This is a genomic window from Microbacterium sp. HSID17254 (assembly GCF_003989315.1).
Classification (GTDB): domain Bacteria; phylum Actinomycetota; class Actinomycetes; order Actinomycetales; family Microbacteriaceae; genus Microbacterium.
In genome coordinates this window covers 22,495-46,507 of sequence record NZ_RBLT01000021.1, presented here as the reverse complement: position 1 = coordinate 46,507, position 24,013 = coordinate 22,495, and the positions used below count along the sequence as shown (strand labels likewise).

Genomic DNA, 24,013 nt, shown 5'->3' with positions numbered 1-24,013 from the left:
GTGGGGGGATGGCCAGGAAGATCGACATCGTCGAGGGACGCGCGGCGCTCGGTGCCGTGCGCGACGCGGAGGCCGCGGGGACGAAGGCGGCGCGGCCGGAGCTCGCCACCGCGGTGCGCTACCTGCTGCAGCTGCTCGACGAGAAGGCGCCGGGCAACAGCGTCGAGGTGCGCGTCCCGCCATTCGGAGCCGTGCAGGTGATCCAGGGGCCGCGGCACACCCGTGGGACTCCGCCGAACGTGGTGGAGATGGACGCCGCCACGTGGATCGCGGTCGCGACCGGCACGGAGGCATGGGCGGACGCCGCGACGGCCGGGCGCATCCACGCCTCGGGCACGCGTGCGGATCTCACCGGAGTCCTCCCGCTGCGCCCCTAGCGCCGGGCCACGACGAGCGGTACCCCGGTGTGCGGGTGCGGGAACACATCGACGGGCTGCCCGTAGACCTCCTCGATCCGTGCGGCCGTGAGGACCTCGGCCGGCGTGCCGGTGGCGGAGACCCGACCGCCCGCGAGCAGAGTGACGCGGTCGGCGTGCGCGAGAGCGGCGTTGAGGTCGTGCAGCACGACCGCGACCGCGACCCCGGCCTTCGCCCGCCTGCGGATCACCCGCATGACGTCTTCGTGATGCTTCAGGTCCAGGGCCGCCGTCGGCTCGTCGAGCAGCAGGATCCCGGTGTCCTGGGCGAGCACGCGGGCCAGCGCCACCCGCGCGCGCTCACCGCCGGAGAGCGAGGGGACGGAGCGCTCCCGCAGCGCCGTGACCTCGGTCGTCGCCATCGCCGCCGCCACGGCGCTGCCGTCCTCCTCGGCGGCCGGGCTCCGCGCCCACGGCGTGCGTCCCATCCGCACGACCTGCTCGACCGTGAAGGGGAAGGTGACGGCGTTCTCCTGCAGCAGCACGGCGCGTTGCCGGGCGAGGTCGCGAGGACGGACACCCGTGACCGGACGGCCGTCGAGGAGGACGGTGCCGGACTCCGGAGCGACGTCCCCCGCGAGCACGCCGAACAGGGTGGACTTGCCCGCGCCGTTCGGCCCGACGAGGGCGTGCACCTCGCCGGCGTGGATGGAGATGGCCGCGTCGTCGAGGATGGTGCGTCCGTCCCCGACCCGCACCGTGAGCCCCTGGCCCCGCAGGCGCGGGCTCACGCCCATCCTCCCGACCGCCGCCGCGTCCGCACGAGGAGCCAGAGGAAGAACGGGCCGCCCACGAGGGACGTGATCATGCCGATGGGGAGGTCCGCGAGCGGCACCGCCGTGCGCGCCACGAGGTCGGCGGCCGCGATGAGGAGCGCGCCGCCGAGGGCGGAGGCGATCACGAGCGGGAGGTGTGCGGGGCCGATCAGCATGCGCATCAGGTGGGGCACGACGAGGCCCGCGAACCCGATGATCCCCGCGAAGGCGACCGCGGCGCAGACGAGCAGTGCCACCGTGACGATCACGACCATCCGCAGCAGCTCGACCGGCACGCCCAGGTGCCGGGCGGTGCGCTCGCCGAGGGCGAAGAGATCCAGACCCGGCGCCACGATCAGGGCGACGACGATCCCGATCGCCACGAGCGGCGCGACGAGCTGGATGTTCGACCAGAGGGCGCCGTTCAGCGAGCCGAGCTGCCAGAACACGATCTGCTCGCGCGTCGAGGTCGTGCCGAGGAACGTGAGGAAGGCCATGCCGGCGCCGGCGATGGCGTTGATCGCGATGCCGGTGAGCAGCAGCGTGACCACTTCGGTGCGACCGCCGGAGCGGCTCAGGAGGTAGACGGAGAAGACGGCCGCGAGACCCCCGAGGAAGGCGAAGGCGGGCGTGGTCCACATGCCGAAGGTGGCCAGGCCGAACGTGATGCTGGCCGCCGCTCCGAGCGCCGCGCCGGAGGAGACGCCGACGACGCCGGCGTCCGCGAGAGGGTTGCCGAAGATGGCCTGCATGAGCACGCCGGAGACCGCGAGCGCGGCGCCGACGAGCAGGCCGAGGACCAGTCGGGGGAGGCGGAGGTTGTAGATCACGCCGTCGTCGGTCGCCGCGGCCGGAGTCCCGGCGGTGTCGATGCCGAGGCCGCGCAACAGGACGTCCAGGAGCGCGGTCGGCGACAGGTCGTACTGCCCGCTCGTGATCGACGCGACGCCCGTGACGAGAAGGCCGATGACGAGGGCGATGACGACCGTCGCGAAGCGTAGTCCCCGATGCCGGGTCGGCGTCGGGGTGACGACCTCGCCGGTCACGAGGCGGGTTCCGGCGCGTACAGGGCCCGGGCGAGGGCGCTGATCACATCGGCCGACCGGGGGCCGAAGCTGAGGATCTCGGCGTCCGCCATGTCGATCACCCGCCGGTGTGCTCCTGCGGGGGTCTCGGCGATGGCGGGGATGCGTTCGATGAGCCCGTCGACGCCGCCCACCGATTCCAACCCGTCCGTCATCATCACGAGCACGTCGGGCTGCGCGGCGACGAGTGCTTCCGCGGTCATCGGCTTCATGCCCTCCCAGCCGATCTCCTCCGCGACGTCGACACCGCCGACCGCATCGATGAGGGAGTCCGCCCCGGAGTCCTCACCGAAGATGTAGTACACGTTGGCGCTCCCGCGTACGTACAGGAAGAGCATGCGTGCGCGGTCCGTCGCGGCGGACGGGGTGACGTCGGCGATCTCCGCGATGGCGGCGTCGAGCTCGGCGTCGAGGCGGGCGCTGAGCGCCGTGCCGCGCGTCGGGACGCCGAGGGCCGTGGCGATCTCCGTCACGAGCGCGTCGGTGGTGTCGATCCGGCGGTCGCTGGAGATGACGACGACCGCGATGCCCGCATCCCGCAGCTGTTGGCGGACCTCCTTCGGGCCGATCGTGGTGTCGGTGAGCACGACGGTCGGGGCCAGTTCGAGGATGGCCTCCGGGTTGAGCGTGTGCCCGGTCTTGGTGACGACCGGGAGATCCTCGGTGCCGGGGAACTGCGTGGACGCGTCGCGTCCGACGACCTGATCGCCGAGTCCGAGCGCGAACACCGTGGCGGCGATCGTGCCGGAGATGTCGATCGGGAGGATGCGATCGACGTTCGTGATCTCGACCTCGCGGCCTTCGCTGTCGGTCACGGTGACCGGGAGCGCCGGGGCGGTGTCGTCATCGACGGGCGCGACCGCGTGACTCGCGAGGCATGCGGTCGAGGGGCCCGTCGCTGCGCGCACGTCGGCGACCAGGTCCAGATCGGCGAGAGGAGTCGAGGCCTGCGGGCAGGCGTCGTCGACAGGGGGTGCCGCCGACCCGGGGCCGGAGTCCGACCCGGCGCACGCGGCCAGTCCGAGGGCCAACGCGGCGGCGAGAAGCAGGGCAGGAGCGCGTCGCATTAGGCAAGGCTATCCTAAAACTTGACGCCCTCACTGGCGCCCCTCTACGCTCGGGATCGGCGGCTTGCTTAGCCAAGCCTAACCAAAGTCCACCCTCGCCCGACTGCCGTGCGGCGCCGCAGGGGCGCGCGATCGATCGCGCCCGGCGCGCCGCGGAGAACCGTGAACGCCACAGCACATACGCCCTCAGCGAGCACACGCCTGCGTGTCCTGCTCGCCGCCCTCGTCTCTTTCGTCCTCGTCGCCGCCGGGGCGATGGTCAGCCCACCGGCCCACGCGGCTGCGGCGACCGTCACCGCGGCGGTGTCGTCCGCCGCCACCAGCGGCCTCACCGTGCAGGTGCGGGCCGAGGGCCTGCCCGACGTGACGGGCGTCTATGCCGCACTGATCGTGTCGGGCACCGAGAGCGGCATCTCCGCCGGTGGTGGCTACGCCGCGTTCGCGCTGCCCTTCCCGAGCGTGCAGCAGGGGGCCGCGTCCTTCACGCTGCAGGCGCCCGTGGCGTCCCTGGACCGGACGAAGACGTACGAGGTGCTCGTCTGGCAGCAGCACACCGCGCCGACAGCCGCCACGATCTACGGCCGCGGCGACGTCACGGTGACAGCTGCGCAGTGGGACACGGTCTTCGGAACGACGCCCGTCGAGCCGGGTGAGACGGAGCCGGGTGAGACGACTCCAGGCGAGACCGAGCCCGGGGAGACGGAGCCCGGGGAGACCGAGCCCGGGGAGACCGAGCCCGGGGAGACCGAGCCCGGGGAGACGGAGCCGGGGGAGACGACCCCGGGCGAGACCGAGCCGGCGCCCGCCGAAGCCGCCATCGAGGTGTTCCTCGCCGACGGCACCACGCCCGCTGCGGGCGCTCGCCTCCAGGCCGGCGACGAGATCGTCGTCAAGGGCACCGGATACGACCCGACCGCGAACGTCGGCGGACGCGGCGTTCCGATCCCGTCGAACCTGCCCCAGGGCGCCTATGTGGTCTTCGGCAACTTCGCCGCGACGTGGCAGCCCTCGCAGGGGGCGCCGTCCTCGGCGCGTTCGGTCGGTGCTCAGGCCTGGGCGCTCGCCGAGGATGTGCTGACCCAGGTCCCGACGCAGTACCAGGGTGCGATCCGCGCGCAGTGGGTGGACATCTCGCCCGACGGCTCGTTCCAGGTCACGCTCACGCTGAAGGACACCCCGGCGACGCCCGGCTCCTACGGCGTGTACACCTACCCGGCAGGCGGTGTCGTCAACGCCGACCAGGAGCGCAGCGTCGCTCTGGATTACCGCATCGCCTCGGGGCTGACGACCACCGTGACCGCGGCGACGGCCGAGGACGGCCTCACGGTCACGGCCGCGGCGACGAAGCTCGGTACCGTCTCCGGTGCCTACGCCGCGCTGATCGAGAAGGGTACGGAGGCCGACGTCACGGCCGGAGGGGGCTTCCTCGCGATGCAGTACGTGCGCGGCATCACCGGCGGCGGCTTCAGCGTCGACCTGACCGCGGCGGCGAGTGCTCTGGACCGGTCGAAGACGTACGAGGTGATCGTCTGGCAGCAGCACACGATGCCGAACGCGGACACCATCTACGCACGCTCCACCGTCACGGTCACCGACGCGCAGTGGAACGCCCTGCTGCCCTCCTCCGGACCGTCGGTCACGACCGCCGTCACCGGCGCCACCGCCGCGGACGGGCTCACGGTGAAGGTCACTGCCGCCGACCTCGGCGCGGTCACCGGCGCCTACGTGGCGCTCATCGAGGCGGGGACGGAGTCCGACGTGACCGCCGGCGGCGGCTTCCTCGCCATGCAGTACGTCCGGAACATCGGCTTCGGAGCCTTCGCCGTCGACCTGAACGCGGCGGCGAAGAACCTCGACCGGACGAAGACGTACGAGGCGATCGTGTGGCAGCAGCACACGATGCCGACCGCCGACACCATCTACGCGCGCGCAGCGGTCACGATCACCGACGCGCAGTGGCGCGCACTGCTCGGCGAGAAGCCGACCGAGCCGAAGCCCCCGGTCACGCCGAAGCCCCCGGTGACGCCGACGAAGCCGGCCGCGACCGTCCCCGGCGGATCGCTGCGCTGGGCCATCTCGTCCTCGTTCACGAACTACATCACCGGCCCGATCGCCCAGGGCGCGATCGCCGTGTCCGGTGGCGCCACCCGGTCCGGCGGCCAGTTCCAGTTCGGGCAGACCGTGGGCGGCGACTTCGACGCGGTTTCCGGACGCGGCAGTGTCGTCTACCGCGGTGCCGTGCGCTTCACAGGCCACCACGGGGTGCTCGACGTCACGGTCGCCGATCCGATGATCCGGATCACCTCGGCGTCCTCCGCCACGCTGTTCGTGACGAGCGGGGGTGCGCAGGTGCCGTTCGCGACCCTCGACCTCTCCCGCGCCGTCCGCACGACGGCCGGTGGTGCCGTCACCTACACGGCGGCACCCGCCGCCCTCACGGATGCCGGACGCGACCGCGTCCTCTCGGGGTACGGCACCACGCTCAACCCCGTCTCGTTCACGATCGGCTCCGTCGCCGCCGCTCCGTCGGGTACGACGGGAACGGTCGCGGCGGCCGCGGTCGTCCCGAAGGCCACGCTCCCGACGACCGCGCCGACGGCGGCCGGCATCGAGGTCGACGAGGAGAACCTCGCCGCGCTCGCCGCCGGGAAGACGGCCACGGTCTCCGCCTCCGGCTTCCGTGCGAACGAGGAGGGCATCAAGGTGGTCGTGTACTCGACCCCGGTGCTGCTCGGCACGGTGACGGCCGACGCGGCGGGCGTCGCGACGTGGTCGGGTGCCCTCCCGGCCACACTCGCGGACGGCGAGCACACGCTCACCTTCCAGGGCTCGGTCGATCGCGGTCTCGCGTTCACGCTCGCCAGAGTGACCACGGAGATCGGCGTGTGCACGGTCGAGGGGGCGACCCTGCACTGGGGCTACAAGGAGTCGTTCCGCACGTACATCGAGGGCATCGCGCGGGGCGGCTGGACGCTCACCGACGTGGCCTACGAGTACCCCGCCTTCGTGTGGTCGAACGGCACCGGTTCGCTGGACGACGCGGCGGGCTCGGGCCTGGTCACCTACGGCGGCAGCATCACCTTCACGGGCCACGATGGGGCGCTGAACACGACGCTGGCGAACGCGCGGGTCGAGCTCACGGGCGACACCGGCTACCTCGTGTTCGACGTGACCGGGACCACGCAGGCGGGAGAAGCCGTGGCGCAAGAGGGCGTGCGTCTCGCCGAGTTCGCGCTCGCGGACGCCGCCGTCGTCGACGGCGCGCTGACCCTCGATGCGGTTCCCACGACGCTGACCGCGGCCGGTGCCTCCGCGTTCGGCACGTATGAGGCGGGCGAGGAGCTCGACCCGGTGTCCGCCGTGATCCCGGTCGACGGCGCCTGCGGCACTCCCGCCGAGGAGGAGTCCGAGCCGGAGGCCGAGGCGGACGCGGCGGTGACCGCGATCAGCGCGCCGGTCGCCACCGCGGAAGCTCCGGTGTGGCCCTGGATCGTGGGCGGTCTGGTGGTCGTGGCGCTGGCCGCGACGGGCGGGGTGCTGATCGTGCGGCGCACCCGGAGGGGGGAGCCGGCCGAGGCGACGACCGAGGTCTGAGTCCGGCGGCTACCGGAACCGCCCTCCCCGGTGATCGGGGAGGGCGGTTCCGTGCGCGGCTGCGTACGCCCGCAGAGGGTGGGACAATGGAGGCATGCCCTCCCACGACACCCACCAGACCGTCGAAGCGACCGTGCGCCGCGTACCGCGGTACGGCGTGCTCATGGGCATCGGGGTCGTGCTGGGCATCATCGCCGCCGGCATCCTCACGATGGTCGGCAGCTTCGAGCAGTCGCAGGCGCTCGACGTCGTCTACCCGCCTGGTCAGGTCTTCGGCTTCCTGCTGCTGTGGACCGTGCCGATCGGGCTGGCGCTGGGTGGCGTCGCCGGTCTCGTTCTCGAGCGGATCGCCCGCCGCCATGACCGCGTCGTGAGGGTCGACCGGGAGACCGTCATCGACGAGGACGACACGACGACCCACCGCGCCTAGGCGAGCTCGGCGATCACGGGACGGATGGCGGAGTCGAACGCCACGACGTCCCGGCGGAGCCCATCGGTCACCGCGACCGTGAGGTCGCCGATCCACCAGATCCCGCGCTGCGACAGCGGCAGCACCTGCACGTTGAGCTCGAACGAGTGCGCGCGGCGTCCGATATCGCGTTCGAACTCCGCGATAGCGCTCGCGTACGCCCGATAGGCGTCTCCGCCCGTGTGACTCTTCATCGACCCGACGTATCGGTCGTGCGCGGCGTTGGCGTACCGGAGCGCGGTGCCGGCATGCGGACGGATCGCGGTCGAGAGCGCTTCGGCGCCGGTCGCCGGGAGGGCCACCAGGGTGTCGAAACCGTCGATCAGCTCGAGCGGGACGCCGGAGTGGTGGGCCCGCGGCTCCACGGTCATGTCCCAGTAGCCCTGCCACTGCGTCTCGACCTCGGGGGAGGCGTCCGGAGCATCGGGCGCGCGCACGGACAGGTCGCGGAGGGACGGCAGATCGAGGGGCGCCCTGATGCCCAGCAGCTGGCGCAGGGCGAGCGCGACGAGCACGGGGACGCTCGCGTCTTCGCGGATGAGCCACTGCGGCTTGTCGGCCATGGCCCCCATCGTAGGCGGGTGCGGCAGCCGTGCGGAGTCCCGGCACGGTAATGCCCACTGCGAGCCGCGTCAACCCTCGCTGTGATCGCCGCACCCGGGGGTAAACCTGCTCACACGTCGGCGGCCGTCGGCGGGAGTCGAGAGGAAGAACGATGTCGCAGAGCAATGCAGAAGGTGCCGCGGGCAGCGGTACGACCGAGTCTCCGGGCACCGTCCGGACCGCCGCGCATGAGGCCGCGGGTGTCGCCGACACGGCGAAGGGCCAGGCCGCGGACGTCGTCGAGACGGCGAAGGCCGAAGCCGGGGCGGTCGCCCACGAGGCCAAGGATCAGGTGCGCGACCTGTACCACCAGACCAAGACGGAGCTGTCGGAGCAGGCGGCGGTGCAGCAGCGCCGCGTCGCGGACGGACTCCGGTCCGTGGGCGGGGAACTGGGCACGATGGCGGAGCGTTCCGACGGCGGTGTCGCCGCCGACCTCGTGCGCCAGGCATCGACGCGCATCCAGGGCATCGCGGGCTGGATCGGCGACCGCGACCCCGGTTCGCTGCTCACCGAGGTGAAGTCCTACGCGCGGGCGAAGCCCGGCACGTTCATCGCGGTGGCCGCACTCGCCGGTCTCGTCGCCGGCCGGCTGACCAGGGCGCTCTCCGAGGGCGCCGCGGAGTCCGCCTCGTCCGGCGCGGCATCGGGCTCCGGCTCCCCGTCGGTGGCGGGAGCGGCGGCACCCGCTGTCCCGCCGCGTCCCGTCGTCGCCCCGGCGACCACGCCCGGCGCCGTCCCCGGCAGCGCGGGCGCCGCGGGAGTGGTCGGAGGCGCGGGCACCGCAGAGAACACCACTCTCGGTGAGCCGCCGCTGCCCACCGACGGCACCGTGCCCGGAGCGCCGGACGGCATGAGCGGGATCGACGCCGGCACCGCCCCGTGGGGCGTCACGCCGCACGGCGAGACGGTCGACGACGGGGACACCCCGCTCTACGACCGCACCGACGCCGCCACCCGCGGATCCGACGAAGAGGGGCGACCATGACCGACGCCACTCCCACGCCCTCGGAGCAGAAGGCCGAGACCACGTCACTCGGCGATCTGCTCAGCGAGGTCACCACCGATCTGTCGACCCTCATGCGGCAGGAGCTGGAACTCGCCAAGGCCGAGCTCAAGCAGTCCGCCACGCGCGCGGGCCGGGGGGCGGGGATGCTCGGCGGAGCGGGATACGGCGCACTCATGGCCGTGTTCTTCCTGTCGGTCGCCCTCTGGTGGGCCCTCGGAGCATATGTCACCGGCCTCGGCTGGTCGGCAGTGATCGTCGCCGTCATCTGGGCGGTGATCGCCCTCGTCCTGTTCGTGATGGGACGCAAGCAGTTGAAGAGCATCGAAGGGGCTCCGCGCACCGTGGACAGCCTCAAGCGCATCCCTGATGCGGTGAAGAGGAATGAGGAGAACAAATGAGCGATTCACCCGAAGCGATCCGCGCCGACATCGAGCGGACCCGAGCGGAGTTCGGCAGGGATGTCGACGCCCTCGCCGACAAGGTCACCCCCTCGAAGGTCGTGCACCGGCAGACGCAGAAGATGAAGGGCGCCGTGCGCTCGGCGGTCGACCGCGTCATGGGCGCCGCCGACGACGCCGGGGACCGACTGGGGGATGCCTCCTCCTCGGTCGCCGACGCCGGACGGCACACCGTGGCCAAGGCGCAGGGCAATCCGCTGGCGGTGGGGCTCATGGCCTTCGCTGCGGGGCTCGTCGTGGCCGCCGTCATCCCCGCCTCCTCGAAGGAGAAGGAACTGGCCGAGGACATCAAGGAGAAGGCGCAGCCTCTCGTCGACGAGGCGACCGACGTCGCCAAGACCATCGGCCAGGATCTCAAGGAGCCGGCGCAGGAGGCCTTCGCCGCCGTCAAGGACGAGGCCGCCGGTGCCGCCGCCCACGTCCGTGACGACGCGACCCACGCGGTCGACGAGGTCAAGAGCAGTGCGCAGGACGCCCGCGACAACGTCGCCGGCGGGAACTGATGCCCGCGCACCCGCCACATGAAGGGCCCGGTCCGATCCGTCGGACCGGGCCCTTCGCGTGCCGAGGGCCGGGTCAGGTCTCGATGCCGGTGCGTCCCGGTGCGGAGTCTGCGCGGGTCCGGACGCGCCGGCTGAGCAGGACCCCCGCCGCGAGGGCCAGCACCGCCCCGGCGGCGAGTCCGATCAGGCCGCCGGCGTCGCCGCCGGTGGCCGCGAGGCCCCGGGAGGGGGGAGCGGGCGGCGTCGCGGGAGCCGAGGGGGAGGGCGGCTCGACCGTGGTCGGCGGCGTGGTCGGGGACGGCGGGGAGAGCGTGGTCGGGTTGCGCAGCTCGACGGTCACGACGGAATCCGCGCTGATCGTGAGCTGTGCGCCTCCGTCGGTCGCGGTCACCCCGTCGCCGGTGAACTGCGGGCTTCCCCACACGACACCGGGCACGGCCTCCGCGGTGTGCTCGGACAGCGTCACGACCGCGCCCACCGGGATCTGCGCGACATCGCGCGCGGTGCCGTCCGCGGGCAGCATGAGCGTTCCGGTCACCGCACCGTCCGCAGTGGGGTAGGAGTAGTCGACGGCGAACGTCGCATCGGCCGGGACGAGGGATGCTCCCTCGCCGACGATTCGTTTCGCGACCGAGAACCCGCCGCGCCCGTCCCCTTCGCCGTCGCCGCCCGCCACGCTCGCGGTCACGGTCGCCGTGGTGGTGGTGACGCTCGATCCGGAGACGGTGTTCGCGAACACCTGGCCGTTGTGCGCATCCGCCGGCAGCTCGGTCTGATACGACAGCCGATACAGGCGGTCGGCCTGCGCCGGCGCCGTGAGCTCCACGGTGAACGACGAGCTCGCGGTGCCCGGAGTGAGGACGAAGTCCGACCCGGCCGCGAGCGGCTGGAAGTCCGCCGGGTCGAACAGGCCGCCTGCCCACGCGTCGGTCGCGACCGAGCCGATCGCCACGGTGTCGGGCAGCAGGTTCAGTCCCGGGGTCGCGGTGTCCGTGAGGGTCGGGCGTTCTCCACCGAGCAGTCGTCCGGGGACCCAGATGTACCACTCGATCGTCCCGTCGGTCGTCTGCACGCCCGACTTGGTCGCATCCGTCGGCACCGGCTCCGGGCGCTGGGGGCCCACGCCGCCGCCGGGGATCTCCACGGTGATCGGACCACCGTCCCCCGTGGTGAAGGTCACGGTGTCCTCCTCGGTGGTCTCCTCCGCCTTCATCTGGAAGAACAGGGTGCCGTGGACGTTGTCATGCGTGAGGACGTAGTCGCTCAGCGTGCAGGCGATGGCGGTCGCCGCGACGGTGCAGGTGCCGACGGTCGCGCCGGCGGGGTCCCGCAGGGGGAACGTCGCAGCCACCCCGACGAAGCGGGGCGTCGTGGGAAATGCGAGCGAGAAGGTGTCCCCCGGTTGCGCGCTGTCCGGAACGGCCCAGGTGGCCTCGAGTCGGAGGGTGTCGTACAGGTGGATGCCGCCTGTCGATTCCACCACCGTCACCGCCGTGATGGCATCCAGCTCCGCCGCCTGCGCCGTCGGCGGCATCGCGAGCCCGACCAGGGCCAGGAGGGCGACGGCGCTGCTCGCCACGCCCCGGCTTCCCCTGCGTCGTCGGTCCGTTCTCTTCTTCTGTATGCGCACAGTCCACCTCTCCTGTTCTTTCCGGGACACCCGGTCGTCGAGCCCGCCCGATTCGCCGACAGACTCTCACATACGCGGATGATTACGCTACATATGAGGACGATTCGGTATGACTCGATCCACCCCGCGCTCGAAGCGGGCGGCGAGCCGACGGGGCGCCCGCGGGCGGTAGGCTGTTCGAGTGGCTGCCTCCCCCACCAACCCCTATTCCGAAGCCGGCGTCGACACCGCGGCGGGTGACCTCGCCGTCGAACTGATGAAGTCGTCCGTGCGCGCGACGCACGGCCCCGAGGTGCTCGGCGGTGTCGGCGGTTTCGCCGGTCTGTTCGACGCCAGCGCCCTGCGCGACTTCCGGCGTCCGCTGCTCGCGACCAGCACCGACGGCGTCGGCACCAAGGTCGCCATCGCGCAGGCCATCGACAAGCACGACACGATCGGCCAGGACCTGGTCGGCATGGTCGTCGACGACATCGTCGTGGTGGGCGCGAAGCCCCTGTTCATGACCGACTACATCGCGTGCGGCAAGGTCGTCCCCCAGCGGATCGCCGACATCGTGCGCGGCATCGCCGAGGCGTGCGCCGCGACGGGCACCGCGCTCGTCGGCGGCGAGACGGCGGAGCACCCCGGTCTCCTGGGCCCGCGCGACTACGACGTCGCCGGCGCGGCGACGGGCGTGGTCGAGGCCGACGCCATCCTCGGCGCGGAGCGCGTGCAGGACGGCGATGCGGTCATCGCGGTCGCCTCCAGCGGCCTGCACTCCAACGGCTACTCGCTCGTGCGCCACATCATCACCCGAGCCGGGATCTCCTACGGCGACAACGCCGCAGACTTCGGTTCGACCTGGGGCGAGGCTCTGCTTGAGCCCACGCGCCTCTACACGCTGCCGCTGCTGCGACTGATCGAGGCCTCCGGCGGGGTCCACGCGCTGAGCCACGTCACCGGCGGCGGCATCGCGGCGAACCTCGCGCGCGTACTCCCCCAGGGAAGCTGGGTCGAGGTCGACCGCAGCACCTGGTCGCCGAGCCCGGTGTTCCGCGTGCTGAGCGACATCGCCGGTTCCACGCTGGAATCCGCCGAGGGCACCTGGAACCTCGGCATCGGATTCCTCGCCGTGGTGGCGGCGGACAGGACGGACGCCGCGATCGCGGCGCTGAACGCCGAGGGCATGCCCTCCTGGCAGGTCGGCACGGTGGGCTTCGGCCCGCGTCCGGCCGGTGAATTCGAACAGGGCGCCAAGGGCGTCGATGGTGGAGCAGTGCGCCTCGTCGGCGCCTACGCGGACGGAGCGAAGTAAGAGCCCATGTGCGGCATCGTCGGAATGGTGGGCTCTGCCCCGGTCAATCAGGACATCTACGACGCCCTCCTGCTGCTGCAGCATCGCGGGCAGGACGCGACGGGCATCGCCACCGCCGAGGCGAACGGCGTCATGCACAATGCCAAGGCCCAGGGGATGGTGCGCGAGGCGTTCCGCACCCGCGACATGCGCGGACTGCTGGGCAACGTCGGTCTCGGCCACGTCCGCTACGCCACCAAGGGCACCGCGTCCAGTGAAGAGGAGATGCAGCCGTTCTACGTGAACGCGCCCTACGGCATCATCCTCATCCACAACGGCAATCTCACGAACACGCGCGAGCTCGCCGCCGACATGGCGCAGCGCGACCGTCGGCACCTGAACTCGTCCAGCGACACCGAGCTGCTGCTCAACGTGCTCGCCGGTGAGTTGCAGGCCACGACCTCCACGGTCGACCTCGACCCGGACCGGATCTTCGAGGCCGTCGCCCGCACGCATGACCGCATCGAGGGCGCGTACGCGGTGATCGCCGTCATCGCCAACTACGGCCTGCTCGCGTTCCGCGATCCGTTCGGCATCCGTCCGCTGATCCTGGGCCGCCGCCCTTCCACGGTCCCCGGAGCCGAGGGCAAGGACGAGTGGGTCGTGGCGAGCGAGTCCCTCGTGCTGGAGAACGGCGACTACGAGGTCGTGCGCGAGGTCGAGCCCGGCGAGGCCGTGTTCATCACGAACGAGGGCGAGCTGTTCACGAAGCAGTGCGCCACCGAGACGCACCTCGCACCCTGCGCCTTCGAGTACGTCTACCTCGCTCGTCCCGACTCCGTCATGAACGGCATCTCGGTGTACGAGTCCCGCCTGCGGATGGGCGACAAGCTCGCCGACACGATCGCAAAGCACGTGCCGATGGACAAGATCGACGTGGTCATGCCGATCCCCGACTCGTCCCGTCCCGCGGCCATGGAGGTCGCCCGTAAGCTCGGCATCGAGTACCGCGAGGGCTTCTACAAGAACCGCTACGTCGGCCGCACCTTCATCATGCCGGGGCAGGCGGTGCGCAAGAAGAGCGTCCGTCAGAAGCTCAACGCCATGTCGACGGAGTTCCAGGGCAAGAACGTGCTGCTGATCGACGACTCCATCGTGCGCGGCACCACCTCGAAGGAGATCATCCAGATGGCCCGGGATGCCGGAGCCGCCTCGGTGACCTTCGCCTCCGCCGCCCCGCCCGTCCGGCACCCGCACGTGTACGGCATCAACATGCCCTCGCGGCACGAGCTCATCGCCCACGGCCGCACGATCCCCGAGATCGCGGAGGAGCTGGGCTGCGACCACCTCGTGTACCAGGAGGTCGACGACCTGAAGGCCGCGATCACCGAGGGTTCCGTACTGGAAGACCTCGACATGAGCTGCTTCGACGGCCGCTACGTCACCGGCACCGTCACCGACGAGTACCTCGCCTGGGTGGAGGGGTCGCAGACCTCTTGATGTCCGGGTCCCTGAGCTCGCCGCAGGGCCGACCCCTCTGGCAGGGGCGCGCCCTCGCGTTGATCGGGATCGTGCTGGTCGCGTTCTCGCTGCGGTCGGCGGTCGCCTCGCTCTCTCCTGTCCTCGACCACGTCGCCGAGGACTTCCCGGTGGCCCCCGTGATCGTGGGGCTGATCGGCGCGGCTCCGCCCGTCTGCTTCGCGCTGTTCGGACTGCTGACCCCGCTGTTCGAGCGCCGGTTCGGGCTGGAGCGGATGGCGGTCGTGGCGATCGTGCTGATGGCGGCGGGCATGCTGCTGCGCGGCCTCGCCCCCGACTCCTGGAGTCTGCTCGCGGCGACCGCCGTCGTGTTCGCCGGCGTGGGGTCGGGCAACGTCCTGCTGCCGCCGCTGGTCAAGAAGTACTTCGCCGACCGGCTCGGCGTCATGATGACCGCATACTCCACGACGCTCGCGGTCTCGACCTTCCTCCCGCCGCTGGTCGCCGTCCCCGTCGCCGACTCGCTCGGCTGGCGGATCTCGCTGGGCATGTGGGGCGTGGTGGCCGCCCTCGCGCTCGTGCCCTGGGTCACGCTGCTGGTGCGCTCCCGCGGCGACGACCGCGCGGTGCCGACGGAGCTCCTGGTTCCCGACCCCACCGACGGCGTGGACGATGTGCGCGACGCGGTCGCCGCCTCGACCGGGCCGATCACGACGCAGTCGGCGAGCCCCCGCGTCTTCGGCCGGCTCTGGCGGCTGCCGTTGGCGTGGGCGCTCGCGCTCGTGTTCGGCACGTCGTCGACCATGGCCTACGTCGCCTTCGCCTGGCTGCCCACCATCCTCGTCGACCTCGGTGGCGTGACCCCGGCGACCGCCGGCTTCCTGCTCTCGCTGTTCGCTCTCGTCGGGCTGCCCTGCTCCATGCTCGTGCCGGTGCTCGTCGTGCGGTTCCAGGCCAGCCGCCCGCTGTTCTTCGTGGCCGTGGTGGCCGGTCTCGTCGGGCTCGCCGGTCTCCTGCTCTTCCCGACCGTCGCGCTGCCGCTGTGGGTGGCGATCTTCGGGCTCACCGCGATCATGTTCCCGCTGAGCCTCGTGCTCCTGAGCATCCGCGCGCGTACGCCGGAGAGCGCTGTCGCCCTCAGCGGCTTCGTGCAGAGCATCGGCTACGCGATCGCGGCGGTGTTCCCGCTCCTCGTCGGCCTTCTCCACGACACCAGCGGAGGGTGGCAGGTGCCGCTTCTCGTGGTGGCGGGGGTGCTGGTCGTCTCCGTGCCCGCGGGCATCATCGCCGGTCGCCGTCGCACGATCGAGGACGAGTGGGAGCGGCGTCACGGCCGCTGGTGACGATGGCCGTCAGCGCGTGACGCGAGGCGGCGCGGTCGAGGAGCGCACGATGAGCTGCGGGTCGGTGGAGGGCATCTCGCCGACCGGGTCGTGGCCCTCGATCTGGGTGATGAGCCGCAGCGCGGCGGCGCGGCCCATGGCCTCGAACGGCTGACGGACGGTGGTCAGGGCGGGGGAGGCGTAGGCGGCGAGGGCGATGTCGTCGACGCTCACGACGGAGATGTCCTCCGGCACGCTGCGCCCCGCCTCGTGCAGGGCGCGGATGAGGCCGAACGCCATCTCGTCGCTGCTGACGAAGACCGCGGTCGCCTCGGGGATCGCGGCGATCGTGCGGCCCGCCCGGTACCCGGACTCCGGGGTCCAGTCCGCCGGGATCACGGGCGGCGGGACGATGCCGCGCTCGCGGAGCGTCTGCTCCCAGGCCTCGCTGCGCTGCTGCGTCTCCGTCCAGTAGTCGTCGCCGGAGACGTGCCACACGGTCTCGTGGCCGAGGTCGAGGAGGTGCTCCACAGCGAGGCGGGCGATCGCGCGCTGGTCGACCGCGAGCGGGGCGTCCTCCTCGAGGGAGGTGCGCTCACTCCGGGTGGCGGGCGTCCGTTCGGTACGCGTCCGCATCGCCGGCGTGTCCAGGGCGATCGGAACACCGAGGATGATGCCCTCCGCGCCCTGCCGCTCCAGGCGATCGAAGGCCTCGAGGAACGCGTCGTCCGAGGCGTGGTCGGCCACCGCCGCCGTGGTCACGGTGTAGCCGTTCGCCGCCGCGGCCTGCTGGATGCCGACGCCGAGCGCGGCGGAGGAGTAGCGATCGGTCGAGACCACGATCACGCCGAGCACACGGGTGCGGCCCGAGGCGAGCGACGCGGCGGCGGCGTGCACCCGGTAGCCGAGCTCCTCGACCGCGGCGAGAACCCGTCGTGCGGTCTCCGGGCGAACGTTGTCCTGTCCGGACATCACGCGCGAGACGGTCTGGGTGGAGACGCCGGCGAGGCGGGCGACGTCGACCTGGCTGGGGGCGCGGTCGTCTTTCGGACGGCGAGGGGACATGCCCCAATGGTAGCGATCCATCGGCGGAAAACCAGGGAGCGCGGACATCGGCGATGCGATAATGTGAACGCAAACAATTCAGCTGGGAGTGCAATGTCCGACCTTCTCGCCGCGGCTTCCGACGGCTTCTCCACCGCCGTCGCCGCGCCGACAGACGCCGCTGCCCCCGGCGCCCCCGCCCTGTCCTGGCGCGACGGGGAGATCCTCCGCGACGGTGCGCCGCACCGCATCCTGTCGGGCTCGATCCACTATTTCCGCGTGCACCCGGACCAGTGGGAGGACCGCCTGCGCCGGCTCGCCGCGATGGGCGCGAACACGGTCGACACCTATGTCGCCTGGAACTTCCACGAGCGGGTCGAAGGGGACATCCGCTTCGACGGCTGGCAGGACGTCGAGCGCTTCGTGCGGCTGGCCGGCGAGGTCGGCCTCGACGTCTTCCTCCGGCCGAGTCCCTACATCTGCGCGGAGTGGTCCAACGGCGGTCTCCCCTTCTGGCTCACCGGGCGGGTCGCGGCGCTGCGGACGAGCGATCCCGCGTTCCTCGCCGCCGTCGATACCTGGTACGACGCGCTGCTTCCGCGGCTCGCGCCCCTGCAGGCCGCGTACGGCGGGCCGATCGTGGCGATCCAGATCGAGAACGAGTACGGATCGTTCGGCAGCGACGCCGCCTACCTCGCCCACCTGCGTGACGGGCTCCGGCGACGGGGCATGGTGGAGATGCTGACGACGGCCGACGGGATCACTCCGGACATGATCGCGCACGGGAGCGTGCCGGGCGCGATGACGACGTTCACTTTCGGCACCGGGGTGCCGGTGGCGGCCTCCCTGCGTCGGCACGGGGAGGCGCTCATGTGCAGCGAGCTCTGGGGCGGCTGGTTCGACCACTGGGGCGAGCGGCACCATGTGCGGTCGGCGGACAGCATGGGCGGGACGATCCGCGAGCTCCTCGACGAGGGCGGTTCGGTCAGCCTCTACATGGCGCACGGGGGCACCAACTTCGGCCTGTGGAACGGCGCGAACCACGACCTCGTGCTGCAGCCCACGGTGACCAGCTACGACTCCGACGCCCCGATCGGCGAGGACGGCACCCTCGGGAAGAAGTTCCATGCGCTTCGCGCGCTCTTCGCCCCCTTCCACGCGGACGAGCTGCCGCCGGTCCCCGACCAGCCGCGGCGGCAGTCCGCGGCGTCCGCGCCCCTGGAGCCGCGGGCGGGTCTGCTCGACGTGGTCCGGGCGACCCCTGCCACGGGCGCGCACTCGCCACGCCCGCTGACCTTCGAGCAGCTCGGGGCGGAGGACGGCCTTGTCGCCTACGAGGCCGACGTGTCGTTCCCCGACGAGGCGACTCTGACCATCGACGGCCTGCACGATCGTGCGGTCGTCTTCCTCGACGACCGCCGCCTCGGTGTGCTCGAACGGGACGGCGAGACGTCTCTCGCTCTCCCCGTGGACGGCGGCTCCGGTCGGCTGACGTTCGTCGTCGAGAGCCTCGGACGCATCAACTACGGGCCGTACACCGGCGAGGGCAAGGGCATCATGCGCGGGGTGATGATCGGCCGCCGCCTTGTGAACGGCTGGACGCATCGCCTCCTGCCGCAGACGGCACCGGCGGCGGACGCCGTCGCGTCGGGCGGAACGGACGGCCTCGCCGTCGCCGGGTTCGATGTCGCTGAACCGCTGGACGCGTGGCTCGCATTCCCCGGTGGCGGCAAGGGCATGGCGTGGCTGAACGGATTCCTGCTCGGACGCTACTGGAGCGTGGGTCCGCAGGAGACGCTCTACGCCCCCGCGCCGCTGTGGCGTGCCGGGCGCAACGAGATCGTGCTGCTCGACACCGACGGCCTCGGGGCGACGGTGGAGATCCGGGAGGCGCCGTCCTTCGGGGAGACCGAGGAGTTCATCGGCTCCTGAGCCGCGCACCGGCCGCGAGTGATGACCTTCGGCCAATGTTTGCGCATACTTCGCGTTCAACTCTTGTCTTAAGCCACATCGTCGCTCTACGGTGATAGCGCAAACATCGGTTCCGATCGATGATCCACCTGCGGCGCATCGGGGCGTCCTTTCCTCCGGCCGTCGCACCGTTCGAGAGGCAAGACGTGTCGACACCTTCCCGACCGCCGCGCACCGCCGTCGCCATCAGCTCCCTGCTGGCGACGGCTCTCGCGCTCGGCGGAGCGCTCCTCCCCGCGACCGCTGCACAGGCCGCCGATCTCCTCCCCGTCCCGCAGACGGAGTACCGGTTGCACGCGGTGTCCAGCGAATCGGATCCGTATCCGGCGCCGCCCTCGCTCGACGGCACGGCTCTCGGCGCCTTCGACGGCGACTATGCGACGCAGTGGACGTCGCGGTACTCGTCCAACGCGCCCTTCCCGCACTGGATCGCCCTCGACCTGCAGCGGCCCCTCTCTGTGAAGGCGCTGGACTACTCGGTCAAGCGCGGGCAGAGCGTCGCGGCCAAGACCGTCGAGGTGTACGTCACGGACGACGCCGACGCCGCGCGCACCTCGCCGGCCGATGGGGGATGGGGCGCCGCCGCCGCGGCCGCGACACTGCACGCACCCACCGCGAATGACGAGAAGCAGCGCATCACGCTGGAGACCGCGAAGGACGGCCGATACGTCGCGCTGCTCGTCATCGACGCGCAGGGCACCACGGGCGGCGGCGCCGGTGAGATCCAGGTGCTCTCCGACGAGGAGCTCCCGCCGATCGTCACGGAGCCGGAGACGCCGGAGCAGCCGGAGACCGGGGACACCGTCGAGATCGCCGCGGGCGGCACCACCGCCACCGTCACCTCCGCGTTCCCGCAGATCCTCGGCTACCGCGTGGGCGATGACCGCCTCGGCGGGCAGAAGAGCTCCCCGCGCACCTGGGCGGTCAACGGCACCGCCTATGCGTCGACCACCACCTCCACGGCGACGGCGAGCGGCGTCGACTACGTATCGACCCTGACCGGCATCGACGTCACGGTGCGCAGCAGCATCCGCGTCGCGGCGAACGGCACGGTCGAGTTCACCGTGACCGGGGTGGACGGCTCCGCCGCGGTGAACACCCTGGCGCTCCCCGACAACGCGTTCCTCTCCGCGACGGCTGCGGACGGCGCCGTCCTCGATCGCACCGTGATCAGCCCGAACAGCACCACGAACGCCGATGAGCACATCGCGGTGGGAGCGGCGACGGCCACCGGGACGAAGGGCGCGGCCTTCGCATTCCTCGGCGACGGGACCCTCGCCGGCAGCGTGATCACGAACGCGACGACGCAGGCCTCCGGCGGCACCGCCTCGTGGAACACCCGGCTCACGACGCGGGTGACCGCTGCCGACGGCCGGACCGCGGAGATCGGCTCGAACACCTGGCTCATCCATCCGACCACCGCCGTCGACAGCCGGGTGACGACCTACGCCCTTCCGAAGGTCACGGTGCTCCTCACCGCCGACCGCAACGGCGACGAGACCGTGGACTGGCAGGACGCCGCGATCCGCTACCGCGAGGTCGACGCCCCGCGCCTCGGTGCCGACCGGGTGGCCGACCGCGTGGTCAGCCGTATCCCGTTCAACTTCGCCTCCAGCGCCACGAACTACTTCGACCTCGTGCTCGACAACACCAAGCGCATCGCGAACCAGACCGACGGCCTCGGGCAGTGGGTGCTCAACAAGGGCTTCGGCAGCGAGGGACACGACTCCGCGAACACCGACTACGGCGGGAACTACAACGAGCGTGCGGGCGGCCTCGCCGACCTCAACCGCCTCGTCGACGAGGGGGCGAAGCTCAACGCCGACATGAGCGTGCACGTCAACGCCACGGAGATCTACCCGCAGGCGGACGCGTTCGACGCGGCGATCCTCGACGGTACCCCGCCGTACAAGCCGGGCTGGAACTGGCTGGACCAGTCGTACTACATCAACCAGCAGACCGACCTCGGCACCGGACGCGTGCTCGACCGCTTCCAGCAGCTGCGGGACGAGGTGCCGGGGCTCAGCGGCGTCTACATCGACGTGTACTACTCCAACGGCTGGGTGGCCGAGGAGCTCGCGGACGAGCTGAACGCCATGGATCTCGAGGTCGCGACCGAGTGGGGCGACAAGTTCGTCGACAGCACGGTCTGGTCGCACTGGCCGAACGACCTCGCCTACGGCGGCAAGGACAACAAGGGCATCAACTCCACCATGGTGCGGTTCATCCAGAACGCGCAGGCGGACGTCTGGAACGACGACGTCCTGCTCGGCCAGCAGCGTCTCGTCGATGCCGAGGGCTGGGTGGGCAACCGCAACTGGGACGGCTTCATCGGCAACATCTGGTCGCAGAGCCTGCCGACGAAGTTCCTGCAGCACTTCGACCTGCAGACGTACGAGGCGGGGGTCGAGGCGACCTTCACCGACGACGTGGTCGCCCGGATCGACGGCGGCATGCGGGTCGTCACGATGGACGGCGCGACCGTCCTCCGCGGCGACTCCTACCTGCTGCCGTGGCAGTCGCTGGAGTCGAGCGCCGAGGCGGGCTCGCCCGTCGACGCGGACAAGATGTACTTCTTCACGGCCTCCGGCGGCGAGAAGACCTTCGGTCTCACGGACGCCTTCCGCGGGAACACGACCTTCGACGTGTTCGCGCTCGGCGACCAGGGCCGCGAGAAGGTGCGCACCGTCACCGCGGTCGACGGGAAGCTGACGCTGTCCGGTGAGAAGGGGACGGCCTACGTCGTCGTGCCTCAGGGCGGAGCGCAGCGGGCGGCGATCGAGTACCGCGACGCGGGCCTGACCGATCCCGGGTTCAACTCGGGCGCGCTCGACGGCTGGAACCCCCGGGGCGACGTGACCATCGAGCGCACGGACCTCGGCGCGGCGAAGAACGCCTCACGGGGCGACAACATCGCGGTCTTCGGCTCGTCCCCCTCCGCGATCTCGCAGACCGTCACCGGCCTCACCCCCGGGAAGCGCTACGCGTTCTCCGCGCAGGTGCAGATCGATCCGACGGCCACGCGCGACGTGAGCGTCGCGGTCGACACCGGGGGCGGCGTCGTGAGCCGCACCTGGAACCTGTCCCCGACGTACAACTACATGCGCGCCGACTCGAAGGCCGGACAGTACTACCAGCGCGGATCGGTGTCGTTCCTGGCGCCGGCCTCCGGCGAGGTGACCGTCTCGGTCTCGGCGGTCGACGGCGACGCGGCGGTGCGCATCGACAACGCCAGGGTGATGGCGGACACGACGGCCCCGGCCGCGGCCGGCACGGTGTACTCGAACGACTTCGAGGGCAACCAGCCCGGGTGGGGCCCGTTCGTGAAGGGCGACGCCAACGGCATCGACGACCCCCGCACGAGCATCTCGCGCCGGCACGACCCGTACACGACGAGCGACTGGCGCAACACGGCCAAGCCGTTCGACAGCGGAGCCCTCGCGGGGCTGGCGGTGGACACCACCCTCACCGGCGAGCACTCGCTGATGTCCCACTCCGAGAACTCCGGCGTCGTCTACCGGACCGACCCCACGCTGGTGCCGCTGCAGGCCGGGCACACCTACCGCATCGGGTTCGACTACCAGGCCGGCGCGAGCGGGGCCTACCGCTGGCTGACCGGCACCGACGCCGCGCTCGACGGGGAGATCTCCTCGACGACCCTGCGTCGCACCCCCGTCGTGCAGGCCCTGGAGACCACCGCGTTCCAGGAGGACGTGATCGTGGGGTGCGGCGACTACACGTGGGTCGGTCTGGAGCGCGTCGGCGGCCCGGACGTCGACTTCGTCCTCGACGACTTCACCGTCACCGACCTGGGGCCGACAGAGGGCGGCACCCCGTGCGCCACCGTCTCCGGCGAGGCCGTGACCCTGAGCCCCGGGGCACAGACCCCGTTCAGCACGACCTTCACCAACAGCGAGGACATCCTGGCGGAGAACGTCGGCGTGCAGCTCGACCTCCCGGAGGGCTACACCGTCGAGGTCGCAGACGGGTCGTCGAACCTGTTCGCGAAGGTCGCCCCCGGCGAGAGCGTGACGACGGACTGGCTGCTGACGGCACCGGCGTCGGCCGCGGGTTCCGCCGTCAGCATCGGCATCGCGGCCACCTACCTCGTCGACTGCGACGTGCGGACCGTGCAGACCGCGCAGGAGGCGGCTGTGGCCTCCCGCGCCCGTATCCCGAACGCGCAGATCACGGCGACCGCGAGCTCCGAGGAGACCGCGGGTGAGGACGGCACAGCGGCGAACATGCTCGACGGCAACGCCGGGACGTTCTGGCACAGCCGCTGGAGCAGCGACGCCCCCGGGTATCCGCACGTGCTCACGTTCGACCTCGGTTCCGCGGAGACGGTCGACGGCATCTCCTACCTGCGGCGCGGTGCGAACCAGAACGGCCCCATCAAGGGCTTCCAGGTCGCGGTCTCGACCGACGGGCAGACCTTCACCGACGTGGCGGCGGGCGAGTGGAAGAACGTCGCGGAGTGGCAGGACGTCGACTTCGCCGCGACGACCGCGCGATACGTGCGGGTGACGGCGACCTCGTCGATCTCGGGCACGCCGTTCGCGGCCGTGGCGGAGATGGCGGTGTACGGTGTCACGTCCCCGCAGACGGGGCACGCCCCGGAGAAGCGACCAGCGGACGACCTCGGGGCGTGCGCCCCGGAGACCGATCCGGTGCTCACGCTCGGCGCGGATTCCGTGCGCGCAGGGGAGACGGTCGAGGCCGTGCTCTCAGGCTTCGCGCCCGGCGCCGCCGTCTCGTTCTGGCTGGACGGCGTGCGGCTCGCGGACGCGACGGTCGATGCGCACGGCGCGCTGACCACCCGCGTGCTCATCCCCGCGGATGCGACGGTCGGGAAGCACCGCTTCCTCGTCAAGGACGCCTCCGGCGCGGAGGTGGCCGGCGCGGACCTCAAGGTCAAGAAGGCGAAGCCGGCGAAGAAAGCCGTCCTCACCCCGTCGGTCGGCACCGCGGTGGCAGGAGACTCCCTCCGCGTGCAGCTCCGCGGCTTCGACCCCGAGGCGGTCGTGCAGCTCTGGCTCCACTCGGAGCCGGTCCGCGTGGGCGAGGTGACGATCGCCGCCGACGGCGGCGCGGTCGCGACCGTCCTCATCCCGGCGGCCACGCCCGCGGGTGCCCACGCGCTCGTCGCGACGGACACCGAGGGCGCCGAGCTGGCCCGCGCGGATCTGGCGGTCACCGCGGCCGCGACCGCCGCGGGTGGGGCGCTGGCCACGACCGGCACGGAGGGGATGACCTGGCTGGCGGTCGCCGTCGGCGCGCTCGCCCTGAGCGCACTCGGTGCGGCGCTCTGGCGACGGCGACGCAGCTGAGTTCC

17 protein-coding genes are annotated in these 24,013 nt (G+C 71.7%); 11 read left to right on the top strand and 6 right to left on the bottom strand.

Annotated elements, in window-relative coordinates; all coding sequences use genetic code 11:
• Positions 1 to 8 precede the first annotated feature (8 nt).
• Positions 9 to 377, top strand: a complete 369-nt coding sequence (locus D8M34_RS12640; RefSeq protein ID WP_085604767.1) for a sterol carrier family protein — start codon at positions 9 to 11, stop codon at positions 375 to 377.
• Here the strand turns inward: D8M34_RS12640 and D8M34_RS12635 are convergent.
• Genes D8M34_RS12635 through D8M34_RS12625 form a run of 3 tightly spaced genes read right to left on the bottom strand, consistent with a single transcriptional unit; the run spans position 374 to position 3,323 of the window.
• Positions 374 to 1,147 carry a heme ABC transporter ATP-binding protein gene (locus D8M34_RS12635; protein WP_238695655.1) on the bottom strand — a complete coding sequence of 258 codons (774 nt, stop codon included), beginning with the start codon at positions 1,145 to 1,147 and terminating at the stop codon, positions 374 to 376. The genes D8M34_RS12640 and D8M34_RS12635 overlap by 4 nt on opposite strands.
• The gene (locus D8M34_RS12630) at positions 1,144 to 2,217 is read right to left on the bottom strand and encodes a FecCD family ABC transporter permease (RefSeq protein WP_085604773.1); all 1,074 of its coding nucleotides are present in this window, start codon (positions 2,215 to 2,217) and stop codon (positions 1,144 to 1,146) included. The genes D8M34_RS12635 and D8M34_RS12630 overlap by 4 nt, the downstream gene beginning before the upstream one ends.
• Positions 2,214 to 3,323, bottom strand: a complete 1,110-nt coding sequence (locus tag D8M34_RS12625; RefSeq protein WP_126894181.1) for a heme/hemin ABC transporter substrate-binding protein — start codon at positions 3,321 to 3,323, stop codon at positions 2,214 to 2,216. Before D8M34_RS12625 ends, D8M34_RS12630 begins: the two co-directional genes overlap by 4 nt.
• Before the next feature lie 162 nt (positions 3,324 to 3,485).
• Here D8M34_RS12625 and D8M34_RS12620 point away from each other — a divergent pair, with 162 nt between their 5' ends.
• Complete coding sequence (locus tag D8M34_RS12620) at positions 3,486 to 6,917, top strand: HtaA domain-containing protein (RefSeq protein ID WP_126894180.1); 3,432 nt, start codon at positions 3,486 to 3,488, stop codon at positions 6,915 to 6,917.
• A 94-nt stretch (positions 6,918 to 7,011) separates the two neighbouring features.
• A complete protein-coding gene (locus D8M34_RS12615) occupies positions 7,012 to 7,347 on the top strand; it encodes a potassium transporter Trk (protein WP_126894179.1) in 336 nt (111 codons plus the stop codon).
• On the opposite strand, the gene D8M34_RS12610 is transcribed toward D8M34_RS12615, so the two are convergent.
• On the bottom strand, positions 7,344 to 7,949 hold the full coding sequence (locus tag D8M34_RS12610) for a hypothetical protein (RefSeq protein ID WP_029989711.1): 606 nt from the start codon (positions 7,947 to 7,949) through the stop codon (positions 7,344 to 7,346). The genes D8M34_RS12615 and D8M34_RS12610 overlap by 4 nt on opposite strands.
• A 152-nt stretch (positions 7,950 to 8,101) precedes the next feature.
• Between D8M34_RS12610 and D8M34_RS12605 the strand changes: the two genes are divergently transcribed.
• From D8M34_RS12605 to D8M34_RS12595, 3 genes are read left to right on the top strand one after another with little or no spacing between them, the layout of a single operon-like run.
• Entirely contained in the window at positions 8,102 to 8,977 is an 876-nt protein-coding gene (locus tag D8M34_RS12605) for a hypothetical protein (RefSeq protein ID WP_126894178.1), read from the top strand.
• Positions 8,974 to 9,396 carry a phage holin family protein gene (locus D8M34_RS12600; RefSeq protein WP_060923665.1) on the top strand — a complete coding sequence of 141 codons (423 nt, stop codon included), beginning with the start codon at positions 8,974 to 8,976 and terminating at the stop codon, positions 9,394 to 9,396. Before D8M34_RS12605 ends, D8M34_RS12600 begins: the two co-directional genes overlap by 4 nt.
• The gene (locus tag D8M34_RS12595) at positions 9,393 to 9,959 is read left to right on the top strand and encodes a DUF3618 domain-containing protein (protein WP_126894177.1); all 567 of its coding nucleotides are present in this window, start codon (positions 9,393 to 9,395) and stop codon (positions 9,957 to 9,959) included. The genes D8M34_RS12600 and D8M34_RS12595 overlap by 4 nt, the downstream gene beginning before the upstream one ends.
• A gap of 73 nt (positions 9,960 to 10,032) precedes the next feature.
• Here the strand turns inward: D8M34_RS12595 and D8M34_RS12590 are convergent, their stop codons facing one another.
• The gene (locus D8M34_RS12590) at positions 10,033 to 11,538 is read right to left on the bottom strand and encodes a DUF5979 domain-containing protein (protein ID WP_126894176.1); all 1,506 of its coding nucleotides are present in this window, start codon (positions 11,536 to 11,538) and stop codon (positions 10,033 to 10,035) included.
• Between the two features lie 232 nt (positions 11,539 to 11,770).
• Here D8M34_RS12590 and purM point away from each other — a divergent pair, with 232 nt between their 5' ends.
• Genes purM through D8M34_RS12575 form a run of 3 tightly spaced genes read left to right on the top strand, consistent with a single transcriptional unit; the run spans position 11,771 to position 15,684 of the window.
• Complete coding sequence (gene purM / locus D8M34_RS12585) at positions 11,771 to 12,883, top strand: phosphoribosylformylglycinamidine cyclo-ligase (protein WP_025104715.1); 1,113 nt, start codon at positions 11,771 to 11,773, stop codon at positions 12,881 to 12,883.
• A 6-nt stretch (positions 12,884 to 12,889) separates the two neighbouring features.
• On the top strand, positions 12,890 to 14,362 hold the full coding sequence (gene purF / locus D8M34_RS12580) for an amidophosphoribosyltransferase (protein ID WP_025104714.1): 1,473 nt from the start codon (positions 12,890 to 12,892) through the stop codon (positions 14,360 to 14,362).
• Positions 14,362 to 15,684 carry an MFS transporter gene (locus tag D8M34_RS12575; RefSeq protein ID WP_126894175.1) on the top strand — a complete coding sequence of 441 codons (1,323 nt, stop codon included), beginning with the start codon at positions 14,362 to 14,364 and terminating at the stop codon, positions 15,682 to 15,684. The genes purF and D8M34_RS12575 overlap by 1 nt, the downstream gene beginning before the upstream one ends.
• A 9-nt stretch (positions 15,685 to 15,693) precedes the next feature.
• Here the strand turns inward: D8M34_RS12575 and D8M34_RS12570 are convergent, their stop codons facing one another.
• Positions 15,694 to 16,728 (bottom strand): LacI family DNA-binding transcriptional regulator, encoded by a 1,035-nt coding sequence (locus D8M34_RS12570; protein ID WP_126894174.1) that lies wholly within the window; start codon positions 16,726 to 16,728, stop codon positions 15,694 to 15,696.
• Between the two features lie 93 nt (positions 16,729 to 16,821).
• On the opposite strand from D8M34_RS12570, the gene D8M34_RS12565 reads away from it, so the two are divergent.
• On the top strand, positions 16,822 to 18,639 hold the full coding sequence (locus D8M34_RS12565; protein ID WP_126894173.1) for a glycoside hydrolase family 35 protein: 1,818 nt from the start codon (positions 16,822 to 16,824) through the stop codon (positions 18,637 to 18,639).
• Positions 18,640 to 18,824: 185 nt separating this feature from the next.
• Complete coding sequence (locus tag D8M34_RS12560; protein WP_126894172.1) at positions 18,825 to 24,008, top strand: endo-alpha-N-acetylgalactosaminidase family protein; 5,184 nt, start codon at positions 18,825 to 18,827, stop codon at positions 24,006 to 24,008.
• Positions 24,009 to 24,013: the final 5 nt, after the last annotated feature.

What these genes read in the sequence shown, in the direction of transcription:
- D8M34_RS12610 (WP_029989711.1), bottom strand. Translation starts at nt 7,949, where the DNA reads ATGGCCGACAAGCCGCAGTGGCTCATCCGCGAAGACGCGAGCGTCCCC.
- D8M34_RS12640 (WP_085604767.1), top strand. Translation starts at nt 9, where the DNA reads ATGGCCAGGAAGATCGACATCGTCGAGGGACGCGCGGCGCTCGGTGCC.
- D8M34_RS12600 (WP_060923665.1), top strand. Translation starts at nt 8,974, where the DNA reads ATGACCGACGCCACTCCCACGCCCTCGGAGCAGAAGGCCGAGACCACG.
- purF (WP_025104714.1), top strand. Translation starts at nt 12,890, where the DNA reads ATGTGCGGCATCGTCGGAATGGTGGGCTCTGCCCCGGTCAATCAGGAC.
- D8M34_RS12575 (WP_126894175.1), top strand. Translation starts at nt 14,362, where the DNA reads ATGTCCGGGTCCCTGAGCTCGCCGCAGGGCCGACCCCTCTGGCAGGGG.
- D8M34_RS12565 (WP_126894173.1), top strand. Translation starts at nt 16,822, where the DNA reads ATGTCCGACCTTCTCGCCGCGGCTTCCGACGGCTTCTCCACCGCCGTC.
- D8M34_RS12595 (WP_126894177.1), top strand. Translation starts at nt 9,393, where the DNA reads ATGAGCGATTCACCCGAAGCGATCCGCGCCGACATCGAGCGGACCCGA.
- D8M34_RS12615 (WP_126894179.1), top strand. Translation starts at nt 7,012, where the DNA reads ATGCCCTCCCACGACACCCACCAGACCGTCGAAGCGACCGTGCGCCGC.
- D8M34_RS12625 (WP_126894181.1), bottom strand. Translation starts at nt 3,323, where the DNA reads ATGCGACGCGCTCCTGCCCTGCTTCTCGCCGCCGCGTTGGCCCTCGGA.
- D8M34_RS12570 (WP_126894174.1), bottom strand. Translation starts at nt 16,728, where the DNA reads ATGTCCCCTCGCCGTCCGAAAGACGACCGCGCCCCCAGCCAGGTCGAC.
- D8M34_RS12605 (WP_126894178.1), top strand. Translation starts at nt 8,102, where the DNA reads ATGTCGCAGAGCAATGCAGAAGGTGCCGCGGGCAGCGGTACGACCGAG.